Source organism: Nonomuraea sp. NPDC050556 (assembly GCF_044457355.1).
Classification (GTDB): Bacteria; Actinomycetota; Actinomycetes; order Streptosporangiales; family Streptosporangiaceae; genus Nonomuraea.
The window spans coordinates 1,037,238-1,050,686 of record NZ_JBITGU010000001.1 but is presented as its reverse complement, the minus strand read 5'-3'; the positions used below and the strand labels follow the sequence as shown (position 1 = coordinate 1,050,686).

The following is a 13,449-nucleotide window of genomic DNA, read 5'->3' as shown; positions in this document are numbered from 1 at the left end:
ACCAGAGTGTGGTTCCGTCGCCTGGGACATGCGAGATCATGACCGGCATGAAGACGCTCTTCCTCGGCATCGCCGACCTGGCAGAAACTCCGTCCGTGGCGGTCGTGGTCGACGTCATGCGGGCCTTCACCGTGGCCGCCTGGGCCTTCGCCCGAGGAGCGGACAGGATCGTCCTGGCCGAGTCGCTGGACGAGGCGCTGGCGCTCAAGGCGTCCCACCCGGACTGGGTGGCGATCAAGGACGGCCCGCCCGCGCCCGGGTTCGACGCCGTCAACTCCCCGGGCCTGCTGCGCTCCCTCGACCTCACCGGACGCACCGTGGTGCAGAAGACCACCGCGGGGACGGTCGGCGCGCTCGCGGTCAAGGACGCCAACCTGGTGCTCTGCGCCAGCTTCGTGGTGGCCGGGGCAACCGCCCGCCTCCTCCACGGCAGCGAGAGCGTCACGTTCGTGGTCACCGGTGAGGACGGCAAGGCCGATGAGGACCTGGCCTGCGCCCAGTACATCGCCCGCCGCGCCACCGGCGACGCCACCGATGCCGCCGCTTTCGTCCGCCGCGCCGCCGACTCGCGCGCCGCCGAAGAGCTGGCGCAGGGCGTACGCCAGGGAGTTCACCCCGACGACGTCGCGCTGTGCCTCGAGGTCGACCGGTTCCCCTTCGCGATGGTGGCGGCCGTGGAAGGCCCGCTCATGGTCCTGCGGGCGGCTTCCAGTCCTGGACGAGCAGGCCTAGCAGCACCTCGTCCATGAACCTGCCCAGCACCCAGGAGGAGGAGCGCAGCACCCCCTCGCGGACGAAACCGTTGCGCTCGGCAGAACGCAACATCGCGTGGTTGTCCGACAGCGTCTCGATCTGCAACCGCTGCAACCCGCGCACGGCGAAGCCGTAATAGGTCAGCACCGCGACCGCGTCGGTGCCGTAGCCCTTGCCGCGGCAGGACGGCAGCAGCCCCAGCCCGATGTGCGCGGAGCGGTTGTGGGTGTCGATGCCCCACAACGTGGCGGTGCCGACCAGCGTGCCGCCCTCCAGCTCCACCACCGAGAACGGGACGTAGCCCTGCTCGGTGTCGTCGGTCACCAGCCGCGAGTCCTTCGTGCCTGGCGTGATCGGCCGCCACGGACGCCCCTCGGCCCGCGAGCCGCTGACCACGTCGTCGTACAGCTCGGTCAACAGGATGGGAATATCGTCCTCATACCGGGCCCTCAGCCCAACCTTGTCGCCCTTTAGCATGAAAGCTTCCTATCTGACCGAACTGTCCGGCGGCAAATCGCCAGGTGTGATCGCCTCCTCCTGGGGCAGCCGATGATCTGCCCCACCCGTCAACGGCAAGGTAAGCAGGGAGCAGATATGACCATCACCGGCATCATCACCGCCATCGTCATCGGCGCGATCATCGGCGCGCTGGGCCGCCTGGTCGTCCCCGGCAGGCAGAGCATCCCCATCTGGCTGACCATCGTGGTGGGCATCGTGGCCGCCTTCATCGGCACGTTCATCGCCAGCACCTTCGGCGTGGCCGAGACCAAGGGCATCGACTGGATCGAACTCGCCCTGCAGATCGGCGTGGCCGCGGTCGGCGTCATCATCACGGTGGCCCTGTACGGCCGGCGCGGCGTGCGCTGACGCCCCCGCTGACCAGGCGTCGTCCCAGCGCCTGCATGGGCTGCTCGACGAACCGGTGGGAAAGCCAGCTGAGCGGCACCACCAGCACCACCACGACCGCGCCGACGCCGATCTGGACATCCAGCGGCGCTCGGCGCAGGTCGCCGGTGAAGAAGATGATCGTGGTGAGGACCGGCAGGTGAACCAGGTACAGCGAGTAGCTGATCACCCCGAACCACACCAGCGCGTACGGCAGGCGCCGCACCGCCATCACCCCGCCGAACGTCGCACCGGCCAGCACCACCGTGGCGATCCACACGTCGGGCTGCACCCACCACCACCCGGCGTTGATCGCCCACACCGGCGCCAGCGCCACCAGCACCGCCGTGACGACCACCGGCCACAGCGGGCCCGCCCCGCGCTCCCACCGGTGGATCGCGCTCCCGGCGAACATCACCGCCAAGATCGCCGCCCCGAACCACGGCACCCGGCTGCCGAACAGCAGCAACACCAGCGCCAGGACGCCCAGCGCGCAGGCGCCCGCCGTACGGAACCGCCCCGAAACCACCCCCGCCAGCCCCGCGGCGAACACCGCAGCAGACACCCACGCCAGCCACCCACCCGACAGCACCGCCCCCGACATGGCCACCCCCACCACCAGCGCGACCAGGCCGAACAGCACCGGCAACAGCCCGCGCGCCGCACCGGCCCCGGTCACGAACAGCGCGGTGACCAGCAGGTAGAACACCATCTCGTACGACAGGGTCCACATCGTGTTGACCACGCCGCCGACACCCACCACGTCCAGCAGCATCGTGGCGTGCGCCGCCACCGCCGCCGGATCGCGCGGCACCTCCTCGCGCAGCGGGATCCACCACGCCAGCACCACCACCAGGGCCACGATCACCAGGTACAGCGGGTAGAGCCGGGCCAGGCGGCTGACCCAGAACGTCCGCACGTCCCCGTGCCGCTCCAGCGAGACGGGGATGATGTAGCCGCTGACCAGGAAGAACACCAGCACGCCGTACACGCCGAGGTTGAACCACACCGGGCGCAGCCACGGCATGACCCCGGTGAACAGGTGCTCGCCCACCACGGCCAGCGCCCCGACCCCGCGCAGACCATCCAGCCAGGCCAGCCTGCCGGGCGCATTAGACATGGGTGCAAACGTACCCAAGACGCCCGGGGTCAGGCGGATTGGAGCAGGATCTTCACCAGGTCCTGGGGAGCGTCGCGCATGAGGTTGTGCCCGCTGTCCAGCGCGTGGGTGATCCATGAGGGATCCTTGCTCAGCCGCAGGTAGGTGGAGGTGAAGGGGGACTCGCCCGGCCAGCCCGACGCGTAGACGTAGACGTTGCGGCGGATGTGGGCGAGGTCGCCGGTGAGCCGGATCGGCTGGAGGAGGGATGCCAGCGGGTGGGCGGTGGCCCGCGGATCGAAGAAGGGCAGCGGGCGCACGCCGAACCCGCTCTCCTCCACATCCAGGTACCACCGGCGCTCGTTGTCGGTGACCAGCTTCCACATGGAGTCGCCGCCCCGCGGCACGACGGCGTCCAGGTAGACCAGCGAGGTCACGCGGTCCGGGGCGCGGTCGGCCGCCCCGGTGATCACCATGCCGCCGTAGCTGTGGCCGACCAGCACCGCGTCGTGGACGTCCTCGGCCGCGAGTGCGGCGGTCACCTGGTGGATGTGGGTGTCCAGGTTCACGCCGCCGAGCCCGGTCAGGGTCAGGGCGTGAACCCGGTGGCCGTGGTGGCGCAGCTGCCCGGCCAGCTCGTCGAAACACCATCCGCCGTGGCACATCCCGGGAATCAGAACGAACGTCGTCACTGTGGCTTCCTCGCACTCCAACATCGAACCGATCGGTACGATGTTGGAGGTTAGCAGGTGGGCGACTGCCGTCGGCGGCGCAGCTCAGCCCAGAGAAGGACGACGGCGCCCGCCCACACCGCCGTCTTGCCCATGATCTCGACCACCTCGTTGCGGCCAGGAGGAAGCACCACCATCTGCACGGCGGCCCCGACCGGGACGGTCAACCGCGCCAGCAACCCCACCACGCCCGGCCGCCGGGCCCACGCCCCGACCACCCCCAACGGCCCCCCGAGAACAACGCTGGCCACCCACCACACCAGCGGCTCGGTCGCATACCAGGACGACAGGGGCCCACCAGCCCGTACGGTCTCCAGCACGCTGTAACCGGCCGTGGCCCCCAGCAGCCGCCACCACCGCCGCCCCGAACCCCACCCCAGCCACCAACACCCACACCAACCGGCCCACATAAGTCACACAGGTCTTCCCACCGGAAAACGATTGGACGGGTGAAGCGCGGACTTGTACCGTGCAGGGGACCGCGACACCGCCCGAGGAGGTGAGACCCATGAACGCAACAGCGATGTGGGTGCTCCCCCTACCGTCACGGTCGGGCGATTGACGTAGGTGTCGCCGGGAGCGCCCCACCACCAAGGCACTCCCGAAAGGCAACACCCATGCACACCACCGACGTGATCATCGCCGGATGCGGCCCCACCGGCGCCATGCTCGCCGCCGAACTGCGCCTGCACGACGTGGACGTCCTCGTCCTGGACAAGGAACCCGAGCCCACCCCGCACCACCGCATCGTCGGCCTGCACATCCGCAGCCTCGAACTGCTGGCCATGCGCGGACTGCTCGACCGCATCCTCCCGCACGGGCGGCAGCGCCCGGCCGCCGGATTCTTCGCCGCCATCGCCAAACCCGCCCCCGAAGGCCTGGACTCGGCGCACGCCTACCTGCTCGGCATCCCCCAGCCCGTCGTCAACCGCCTGCTCGAAGAACACGTCATCGAACAGGGCGGGCAGGTACGGCGCGGCCGTACGGTCACCGCCTTCGAACAAGACGCCGAAGGCGTCAGCGTCACCCTGGCCGGCGGCGAACAGCTGCGCGCGCGCTACCTCATCGGCTGCGACGGCGCCCACAGCACCGTACGCAAACTCCTCGGCGTCGCCTTCCCCGGCGAACCCGCACGCAACGACACCCTCATGGGCGAGATGCAGGTGGGTGTGCCGCCGGAGGAGATCACCCCCTTCAGCGACCCCCGCCGACGATTCTGGCTCCGCCCCTCCGGCGAAGGCGTCTACAGCGTCCTGGTCCCCGCCGCCGCAGTCAGCGACCGCACAGAACCCCCCACCCTCGACGACTTCCGCCAGCAGCTGCGCGCCTTCGCCGGAACCGACTTCGGCGTGCACTCCCCCCGCTGGCTGTCGCGCTTCGGCGACGCCACCCGGGTGGCAGAACGCTACCGCGCCGGACGCGTCCTGCTGGCCGGCGACGCCGCCCACATCCACCCGCCCATCGGCGGGCAGGGCCTCAACCTGGGCATCCAGGACGCCGTCAACCTCGGCTGGAAACTCGCCGCCCAGATCAGCGGCTGGGCCCCGCAGACACTCCTGGACACCTACCACACCGAACGCCACCCGGTGGCCGAAGCCGTCCTGGACAACACCCGCGCCCAAAGCGAACTCCTCTCCCCCGAACCAGGCCCGCAGGCCGTACGCAGGCTCCTCACCGAACTGATGGACTTCAACGAGGTCAACCGCCACCTCATCGAAAAGATCACCGCGACCGCCATCCGCTACGACCTCGGCGAAGGCCCCGACCTGCTCGGCCGCCGCCTGCCCGACCTCCCCCTGAAGCAGGGCACCCTCTACACCCTGATGCGCAGCGGCCGCGGCCTGCTCCTGGACCGCACAGAACGCCTGACCCCCGGCGCCTGGTCCCACCGCGTCGACCACCACGCCGACCCCACAGCGGACCTGGACGCCCCCGGCGTCCTGCTCCGCCCCGACGGCCACGTCGCCTGGATCGGCGGCAACCAGCAGGACCTCGACACCCACCTCACCCGCTGGTTCGGCAACCCCTGAAATTCTCCCGTCGGCCGCGGACACGTAGGAGGTGAAAGCCCGCAGCGTTCGAAAGGCCCGACGAGGATGACGCGTGAGTGAACAAAACGCCTCCACACCACCCCCTCCCACCATCACGAGCACGCCGGCGTGGACGACCGTGAACTGCTGGCCCTGACCCTGTGGGAGGGGTTGGACCCCGGCGAGGTCGCCACCGTGGTGGGCTGTTCCCGCAACGCCGCCCGGATCCGCCTGCACCGGGCGCGCGAACGCTTCGCCAGGGGCCCCGGCCCATCAGCGGACGCGCTGCTGGCGGAGGTCGTCTCGCAGGGGCCGCGCCCTGCTCAGCCTGGCCGCAGCAGTAGCGGTCCTCGCCGCCGCGATGTTGTCCGGCCGTACGGTCTCCCTCACCCCCCAGCCCTGCCCACCCATCAGGAGGGGATTTCGCCTCGTCCCACCAGACCGTTTTCATAGGCATAAATCACGACATGTACTCGGTCGCGCAGGTCCAGCTTCTGCAACACGGCCCTCACGTGCGACTTCACCGTGTTGTCGCTCAACACCAACTCCCCGCAGATCTCACTGTTCGACCTCCCCCGAGCCAGCAAACCGAACACCTCCACCTCACGCGGACTCAACCCCTCCAACGCCGCCGCCCGCCGCACCGGCACCCGCCGTACCAGATCCAACACCGTCGCAGCCACCCCAGGAGCCAAAGCCGACGTCCCACCAGCCACATCACACACCGCCTGCGCCAACGCCGCAGGCCGCACGTCCTTGGTCAGATACCCGCTCGCCCCCGCCCGGATCGCCGCCACCACCAGCTCGTCATCATCGAACGTCGACAACATCAACACCCGCGTCGCCGGAGCGATCCGCACGATCTCCGCCGTCGCCGCCACCCCGTCCATACGCGGCATCCGGATGTCCATCAACACCACATCCAGCCGATGCCGCCGCACCACCTCCACCGCGTCCAGACCGTCCGCCACATCATGGGTCACCTCGATGCGCTCATCAGCCGACAACACCGTGCGCAACGAAGCCCGCAACAACTCCTGATCGTCGACGAGCATCACCCGGAACCCGCTCATGCCCCCTCCTTCGTGGGCAACCGCGCCAGCAACACCCAGCCGCCGTCCCCGCCCTCCACCACCAGCGTCCCGCCCGCCGTACGCACCCGCTCCTCGATCCCCAGCAACCCCGTCCCCAGCCCGCCACCCCCACGACGCCCGCTACCGCCGTCGTCGCGCACCTCCACCACCACCTCACCCGCACCCCACCGCAACACCACAGCCACCCCAACGGGAGGTTCGAGGTGGCGCAACGCGTTGGTGATGCCCTCCTGCACCGTACGGACCACCGCCACCTCAGCGCTGAGACTCAACGCCCGCCGCTCCCCCACCTCCGCCATCGTCACCACATGCAACGGGCTCGCAGCGGAAGCCACCAGCTCAGGCAACACCTCCAGCGACAGCGGCCGCGCATCGGCACGCGGACCCAACGTGGCCAGCATCGCCCGCAACCCCTGATGCGCATCCCGGCCCGCCTCGGCGATGTCCCCCAGCTCACGACGGGTCGCCCGATCCGACGTCGTCACCGCCGCCGCCTCGATCCTTGCCACCATGACGGTCACCGTATGAGCGATCACATCATGCAGATCACGCCGGATACTCGCCCGCTCCTCCGCGACCGCCGCAGCCAGCCGCTCACCCTCGGCCCGCCGACCCGCCTCATGCCTGCCGCGCACCAGCAGCGCACCCAGCCACACACCGGCCATCACGAGCAGCAAAAGCCCGCCCTCGATCAGCCGCGTCCACACCGCGACGTCAGCAGGCTGCCGCTCCCACGCCACCAGCTCCGTCAAGACGATCCCCAGCGCCGCGACGACCAGCGCACCCACCGACGACCTCAACGAAACCCGCATGGTCAACCGCCACAACGTCAGCGGAAAACACGCAGCCGACGGCAACATCGTCGGAGTCCACCCCTGAAAAGGCATCGTCACCAGCACCAACATCGCCAGAGCGCCGACCGCGTACCCCACCCACGGCCGACGAAGCGCCACCACGGCCCCCACATGGAGCAGCACGGCGGCGCCCGCAGCGGCGACCAGCTGCCACACGCTCGCACCGAGATACCACACACCCGCCAGAGCGAGCACCGTCAGCAGCGCCAGCACCACATGCGCCACCACCGGCCAGGCGCTCCGCCGCTGCGTCACGGTCGCCGCCTCCCGGTGGGCTCGATGATGGGAGCCCTACCCGGCTCGACCTGCCACAGGATAGTCCAGCGCCGCGCACAGCCCGTCGATCTCCTCCTCGGTGTTGTAATAGTGCACCGAGGCGCGCACCACCGCCGCCAGGTCACGAGCCCCGAGGTCGTAGCGGGCGGAGGTCACCGACGACACGCTGGTGTTGATCCCCGCCGCACCGAGACGGCGCTGCACCTCAACGGCAGGCATGCGGTCACTCGTGAACGTGACGATGCCGCTCAACTGCTCCCCATGATCGCGCACCGTCAGCCCGGGAAGCTCGGCCAGGCGGCCACGCAACAGCTGAGCCAGGGCGGTGACCCGCTCGTGGATCGGCCCGATCCCCCACCCCAGCGCATAATCCACCGCCACCCCCAAACCGATCTTCGCCGCGTAGTTGGTCTCCCAGTTCTCGAACCGACGGGCATCGGAACGGATCTCGTAACGGTCGGCCGCCGTCCACGTAGCAGCGTGCAAGTCCAGGAAAGGCGGCTCCAACTCCTCGATCAGCCGGTCACTGACATACAGGAAGCCCGTGCCACGCGGACCACGCAGGAACTTCCGCCCGGTCGCCGACAACATGTCACACCCGATCTCCGCCACGTCCACCGGCAACTGCCCGACCGACTGGCACGCATCCAGCAGGAACGGCACGCCCGCCGCCCGCGTCAACCTGCCTATCGCAGCCGCAGGGTTGACCAGCCCGCTCTGGGTCGGCGCGTGCGTGACCGCGACCAGCTTCACGTCGTCGTCCAGCCGCCGCGCCAGATCAGCCGTCGACAACTGCCCGTACTCGTCGTCGTCGACCACCTCCACCCGAGCCCCCGTACGCGCCGCGACCTGCAAGAACGCGATCACATTGCTCGCGTACTCCGCCCGCGAGGTCAAGATCCGATCCCCAGGCCCGAACCGCATCCCGTAGAAAGCCATGTCCCACGCCCGAGTGGCGTTCTCCACCACCGCCACCTCGTGCGAACCACACCCGATCAGCCGCGCGATCGCACCGTAGACATCGTCCACCCGCGCAGCAGCACGAGCCGCGGCCTCGTAGCCGCCGATCCGCGCCTCCAGCCGCAGATGCTCGACGACCGCCTCGGTCACCTGCACCGGAGCCAGCGCAGCCCCCGCGTTGTTGAAATGCACGACCTCAGCACACCCCGGGGTGTCGGCGCGCGCCCGCTCCACATCCAGCGTCATGGCAGCCGGGGCCCCGCCTCACGCTGAGCCGCCAGCCAGGACTCCACCTCCTCCGCAGTCCTCGGCAACCCCTCCGACAGGTTCACGGCGCCCGAGGCGGTCACCAGGACGTCGTCCTCCACCCGGATCCCCACCCCCCGCAGCTCGGCAGGCACCAGCTCGTCATCGGCCTGGAAATACAACCCGGGCTCCACCGTCAGCACGTTGCCCTCACCCAGCTCGCCCTCGCGGTACTTGCCCGGACGGGCAGCGGCGCAGTCGTGCATGTCGATCCCCAGCATGTGGCCGAAACCATGCAACGTCCACCGGCGATACAGCATGCTCGACGGGTCCAGCGCCTCCTCGACGCTCACCGGCAGCACCCCCAGCCCGGCCAGCCCCTCGGCGAGTACCGCCATGCAGGTCAGATGCACCTCCGCGAACCGCACCCCCGGCTTGACCGCCTCGATCCCCGCCTGCTGCGAGGCGTACACGATGTCGTACACCTCCCGCTGCAACGGCGAGAACACCCCGGAAACCGGCAGCGTACGCGTCACATCCGCGGTGTAGAGGTTGGCGTTCTCCACCCCCATGTCCATCAGCAGCAGCTCACCAGGCACCGTCGCCCCGTTGTTCGGCTTCCAGCCCAGGATCGTCGCATGCGCCCCCGTACCCACCGTCGAGCCGTACCCCACCCCGTTGCCGTCATGACGGGCACGCAACGCGAAAACCCCCTCCACCAGCCGCGCCGACACCCCCCGATCGGCCGGCAACACCCGCGCCACGTCCTCGAAACCCCGCACCGTGGCCTCCACCGCGTCCCGCAGCTGCGCGACCTCCCACGCGTCCTTGACCAACTTCAGCTCAGCGATCGTCCAGGCCAGCTCCCGATCACCCTCACCCGGCGGCACCGCCGCGTCCACCCGGGGATCCACCCCACGCAACACCCGGGTACGGCCCGGCACACACCCCGCCAGGACAGCGTCCAGACCCGCCAGCGGGGCCGTCTCCACACCCAGCTCGCCCGTCTTCTCCGCCAGGCTCCGCTGCCTGCCCACCCACAGATCACCATCACGGTCCAGGAAGAACTCACCCGTCTCCCGAGAGGACCGCTGCCGCGAGTACACCACCCCGTCCCCGCCCGGCCGCAGGACCAGCACGCTGTCCGGGTCGTGATCACCGGTCAGGTAGACGAAGTCGCTCCCCGGGCGGAAGGGATAGAAGGTGTTGTTGGCCCGCACCTTGCGCTGCCCGCTGGGAACAATCAACGTCTCCCCGGGGAAGGCCGCCGACACCGCGGCCCGCCGCCGCAGGTAGTTCGGGACCTCAGGGCGCGCCCGCACCTCCAGCGGCTCCTCCCGCCAGCCCGTCTTCATGAACTCCAGCAGCTTCTCCGGTGAATCCGGGTCATGCGACGCCATCCGCGCCGTCGCGAAACGGCTCTCGCCCAGGTTCGACATCCAGGTCCTCCAACCTCGCCCCACACCCAATGCGACGTACTATTGCACATTGTTCGCAACAGCAACAAGGACGCATCACGGCCATCGGTCAGGGCGATCGAGTTGATCGGAAACAATCGTTTTCCACGATGAGGTCAGACTCCCTAACGTGGACCACATGAGCACCTTCGTACTGATCCACGGCGGCGGCGACGTCGGATGGTCCTGGCACCTCGTCGAAGCGGAACTCCGCGCCCGCGGACACGACGTCCTGGCCCCCGACCTCCCAGGCAACGACGAAACCCACACCCTCGACGACTACGCCGACGCCGTCGTCCAAACCGTCGGCCACCGGCAGAACCTCATCGTCGTCGGCCACTCCTTCGGCGCCTTCACCGCCCCACTCGTCGCCCAACGCCTGTCCGCCGACATGCTCGTCCTCCTGGCCGGCATGATCCCCACCCCAGGCGAATCCCCCGACGACTGGTGGACCAACACCGGCTGCCAAACCGCCGTCGAAGAGGCAGCCAAACTCGACGGCGGCCTCACCGGCAACCCCGACCCCTTCATCAGCTTCTACCACGACGTCCCCAGAAAACTCGCAGAAGAAGCACTCAGCAAAGAACGCGCACACCCCTCCAGCACCGCAGGCGCCACACCCTGGCCCCTCGACGCCTGGCCCAACATCCCCACCAGATTCGTCCTCTGCACCGAAGACCGCTTCTTCCCACCCGACTTCTTCCGCCGCCTCGTACCAGAACGCCTCGGCATCGTCCCCGACGAGATCACCGGCAGCCACTGCGTCGCCCTCAGCCACCCCAAAGAAGTAGCCGACATGCTCACCGGCTACGCCCACCAGTGATGTTCGACTACGACGCCGAACTACGGCTCCACAACGAACACCTCCGCGCAGCCACCCACATCAACCCCCACGACCGCGTCCTCGACATCGGCTGCGGCACAGGCCAGACCACCCGCCAAGCCGCCCGAGCCGCCACACACGGAAGCGCCCTCGGCATCGACCTGTCCGCACCCATGCTCGAACAAGCCCGCAAACTCACCCACGACCAGGGCCTGACCAACACCACCTACCAACGCGCCGACGCCCAGACCCACCCCTTCCCACCCGCCCACTTCGACCTGTGCATCAGCAGGTTCGGCACCATGTTCTTCACCGACCCCACCGCCGCCTTCACCAACATCGGCCACGCCCTGCGCCCCGCCGCGCGCCTGGTCATGCTCGTCTGGCAGAGCCACGACCGCAACGAATGGGCCACCGCACTCCACCAGAACGGCCCAGGCCCCTTCTCCCTCGCCGACCCCACCACCACGGAAGGCATCCTGACCTCCGCCGGCTTCACCCACGTCACCTTCACCGACGTCCACGAACCCGTCTACTACGGCCCCGACCCGGACACCGCCTTCGACAACGCACTCCACCTGCAGTCCTTCGCCACCAACCACACACACCTACGCGCCACCCTCGAAGCCCACCACACCGACACCGGCGTCTCCTTCGACTCGCGCGCCTGGCTCATCACGGCCCGCCGGGCTCCTTACGGCGACGGAAGTTCGCGTCATAGTCCAACCTGACATAACCGGCCGACTGCGCCGCGATGCCCAAGACGGCCCCCACCAGCAGCACCACCCCCGCGATCCACGTGATGTGCCAGAACGCCGCCACCACCCCGACGAACGCGCTCCCCTGCGCGATCCCCTTGGTGATCTGCACGATGCGCGAAGGGGTGGTACGCCGCCGGAACTCCTCCTGGCGGTTCACCAGCAGGAGCGCGGCGAGCAACGGCGTCGAGACCGCGAAGCCGATCACGCACACGTACGCCGACACATCCAACGAGTCGACCGTGAGGAACGGCTGGACCATCACCAGCCCCACGGCCATCAACCCGCTGTAGATCAGGCTCGACTGCCTGATCCACTCCTGCTGGTTCGCCGGGTCCGCCACCTCCGCCGCCGCCTCAGCCATCGCGGCGGCGACCACAGCCGCCTCTTCCTGCGCGGCCAGCACTTCCTCTTCCTCATTCACGCGGCCCATTTTTGCAGAGGAAGGTCTTCAGTCCTTCGAGGAAGTGATCTTGATCACCGGGGAGCGCCTTTACAATGTAGATTAATAGCGGACGCGAACCACGAGCTTGCCGGTCGCGCGGTTGTGCTCCATGTCGTCATGGGCCTGCCGTACCTGCTCCAGCCCGTCATAGACGCGGTCCACGGGAAAGGACAGCCGTCCCGCCGCGACCGCGTCCAGGATCTCCTGGAACACCTCCCGAGGCAGGTCCTCCACGTCGCCGAAGTACCCCGCCAGCCGTACTCCCCTGGGCAGGTACTCGTTCGGCGAGAAGTCCCGCACCGTCCACTGGTTGGACAGGCTGCCGCCGAAACACGCCGTGCCGTGCACCCGCACCGCACGCAACGTGTCCGGCAACGTCGGCGTCCCCACCAGATCCAGCGCGGCGTCCACCCCGTCCGGATAGAGCTCCCGTACGGCCGGCGCCACCTCACCGGTGTCGAGCAGCGGATGGTCGACACCGCGCTCCTTGAGGAACGCGAGCCGGTCGGCCTGCCGCGTGGTCGACAGCACCGTCGCGCCACGCCACGTCGCCAGCGCCGCCGCCGCCAAACCCACCGACGACGTGCCACCCCGGATCAGAACGGTCTGACCGGACCGCAGGTCCAGGCCCGTGGTGAGCGAGCCGTACGCGGTCTGCACCATCTCGGGCAACGCCCCGAGCACCTCCCACGCCAGATCGGTCTCGACCGGGATGACCTGCGACAACGGCACCGACGTGTACTCGGCGTAACCGCCGTCGTAGGTGCGCCCCATGTCCCCCATCATCGCCACGACCTTCTGCCCGCGGCTCAGCCCGCTGCCCGCAGGGGCCGCGTCGACCGTGCCCGCAGCCTCGATGCCCGGCACCCGGGGAAAGGTGACGCCCTCGCTCACCCCCAGCCGGAGCTTCAGCTCCGAGCGGTTGAGGCCGAACGCCTCGACACGAATACGGACCCAGCCCTCCCGCTCGGGCGGCAGCGGCAGCGTGGTCAGCTGCAGGTTTTCCACGGGGCCAGGAGCGGAGAGGCGCACTGCGCG

General features: G+C 69.2%; 15 protein-coding genes and 1 pseudogene. 6 read left to right on the top strand and 10 right to left on the bottom strand.

Features of this window, described 5'->3' with window-relative positions; translation table 11 throughout:
* The first annotated feature begins 47 nt into the window (after positions 1 to 47).
* Positions 48 to 749 (top strand): 2-phosphosulfolactate phosphatase, encoded by a 702-nt coding sequence (locus ACIBG8_RS05170; protein WP_397341239.1) that lies wholly within the window; start codon positions 48 to 50, stop codon positions 747 to 749.
* On the opposite strand, the gene ACIBG8_RS05165 is transcribed toward ACIBG8_RS05170, so the two are convergent.
* Positions 688 to 1,170 carry a GNAT family N-acetyltransferase gene (locus tag ACIBG8_RS05165; RefSeq protein ID WP_397341238.1) on the bottom strand — a complete coding sequence of 161 codons (483 nt, stop codon included), beginning with the start codon at positions 1,168 to 1,170 and terminating at the stop codon, positions 688 to 690. The genes ACIBG8_RS05170 and ACIBG8_RS05165 overlap by 62 nt on opposite strands.
* A gap of 177 nt (positions 1,171 to 1,347) precedes the next feature.
* Between ACIBG8_RS05165 and ACIBG8_RS05160 the strand changes: the two genes are divergently transcribed.
* Positions 1,348 to 1,620: a GlsB/YeaQ/YmgE family stress response membrane protein gene (locus ACIBG8_RS05160; protein ID WP_397341237.1), complete on the top strand. Its 273-nt coding sequence runs from the start codon at positions 1,348 to 1,350 to the stop codon at positions 1,618 to 1,620.
* Here ACIBG8_RS05160 and ACIBG8_RS05155 read toward each other — a convergent pair.
* The 3 genes from ACIBG8_RS05155 to ACIBG8_RS05145 are packed head-to-tail and all read right to left on the bottom strand — an operon-like array spanning position 1,583 to position 3,788.
* Positions 1,583 to 2,758: an acyltransferase family protein gene (locus ACIBG8_RS05155; protein ID WP_397341235.1), complete on the bottom strand. Its 1,176-nt coding sequence runs from the start codon at positions 2,756 to 2,758 to the stop codon at positions 1,583 to 1,585. The two genes, ACIBG8_RS05160 and ACIBG8_RS05155, sit on opposite strands and share 38 nt — an antisense overlap.
* Before the next feature lie 29 nt (positions 2,759 to 2,787).
* Positions 2,788 to 3,429, bottom strand: a complete 642-nt coding sequence (locus ACIBG8_RS05150) for an alpha/beta fold hydrolase (protein WP_397341233.1) — start codon at positions 3,427 to 3,429, stop codon at positions 2,788 to 2,790.
* 50 nt (positions 3,430 to 3,479) lie between these two features.
* Positions 3,480 to 3,788, bottom strand: a complete 309-nt coding sequence (locus ACIBG8_RS05145) for a hypothetical protein (protein WP_397341232.1) — start codon at positions 3,786 to 3,788, stop codon at positions 3,480 to 3,482.
* A gap of 297 nt (positions 3,789 to 4,085) precedes the next feature.
* Here ACIBG8_RS05145 and ACIBG8_RS05140 point away from each other — a divergent pair, with 297 nt between their 5' ends.
* Positions 4,086 to 5,498 (top strand): FAD-dependent monooxygenase, encoded by a 1,413-nt coding sequence (locus ACIBG8_RS05140; RefSeq protein ID WP_397341231.1) that lies wholly within the window; start codon positions 4,086 to 4,088, stop codon positions 5,496 to 5,498.
* A gap of 129 nt (positions 5,499 to 5,627) precedes the next feature.
* Positions 5,628 to 5,738: pseudogene (locus tag ACIBG8_RS05135) on the top strand (RNA polymerase subunit sigma-24); the annotation flags it as partial.
* Between the two features lie 170 nt (positions 5,739 to 5,908).
* Here ACIBG8_RS05135 and ACIBG8_RS05130 read toward each other — a convergent pair.
* From ACIBG8_RS05130 to ACIBG8_RS05115, 4 genes are read right to left on the bottom strand one after another with little or no spacing between them, the layout of a single operon-like run.
* Positions 5,909 to 6,571, bottom strand: coding sequence for a response regulator (locus tag ACIBG8_RS05130; protein ID WP_397341230.1), 663 nt, complete (start codon positions 6,569 to 6,571; stop codon positions 5,909 to 5,911).
* Complete coding sequence (locus ACIBG8_RS05125; RefSeq protein ID WP_397341229.1) at positions 6,568 to 7,701, bottom strand: sensor histidine kinase; 1,134 nt, start codon at positions 7,699 to 7,701, stop codon at positions 6,568 to 6,570. Before ACIBG8_RS05125 ends, ACIBG8_RS05130 begins: the two co-directional genes overlap by 4 nt.
* A gap of 36 nt (positions 7,702 to 7,737) precedes the next feature.
* Positions 7,738 to 8,928 carry an aminotransferase class V-fold PLP-dependent enzyme gene (locus tag ACIBG8_RS05120; protein ID WP_397341228.1) on the bottom strand — a complete coding sequence of 397 codons (1,191 nt, stop codon included), beginning with the start codon at positions 8,926 to 8,928 and terminating at the stop codon, positions 7,738 to 7,740.
* Entirely contained in the window at positions 8,925 to 10,367 is a 1,443-nt protein-coding gene (locus tag ACIBG8_RS05115; protein WP_397341227.1) for an aminopeptidase P family protein, read from the bottom strand. The genes ACIBG8_RS05120 and ACIBG8_RS05115 overlap by 4 nt, the downstream gene beginning before the upstream one ends.
* Positions 10,368 to 10,524: 157 nt before the next feature.
* Between ACIBG8_RS05115 and ACIBG8_RS05110 the strand changes: the two genes are divergently transcribed.
* Both ACIBG8_RS05110 and ACIBG8_RS05105 read left to right on the top strand, forming a co-directional pair.
* Positions 10,525 to 11,208, top strand: coding sequence for an alpha/beta hydrolase (locus ACIBG8_RS05110; RefSeq protein ID WP_397341226.1), 684 nt, complete (start codon positions 10,525 to 10,527; stop codon positions 11,206 to 11,208).
* Positions 11,208 to 11,939 (top strand): class I SAM-dependent methyltransferase, encoded by a 732-nt coding sequence (locus ACIBG8_RS05105; RefSeq protein ID WP_397341225.1) that lies wholly within the window; start codon positions 11,208 to 11,210, stop codon positions 11,937 to 11,939. Before ACIBG8_RS05110 ends, ACIBG8_RS05105 begins: the two co-directional genes overlap by 1 nt.
* On the opposite strand, the gene ACIBG8_RS05100 is transcribed toward ACIBG8_RS05105, so the two are convergent.
* The gene (locus ACIBG8_RS05100) at positions 11,884 to 12,390 is read right to left on the bottom strand and encodes a hypothetical protein (protein ID WP_397341224.1); all 507 of its coding nucleotides are present in this window, start codon (positions 12,388 to 12,390) and stop codon (positions 11,884 to 11,886) included. The genes ACIBG8_RS05105 and ACIBG8_RS05100 overlap by 56 nt on opposite strands.
* A gap of 81 nt (positions 12,391 to 12,471) precedes the next feature.
* Positions 12,472 to 13,419 carry a zinc-binding dehydrogenase gene (locus ACIBG8_RS05095; protein WP_397341223.1) on the bottom strand — a complete coding sequence of 316 codons (948 nt, stop codon included), beginning with the start codon at positions 13,417 to 13,419 and terminating at the stop codon, positions 12,472 to 12,474.
* Positions 13,420 to 13,449 lie beyond the last annotated feature (30 nt).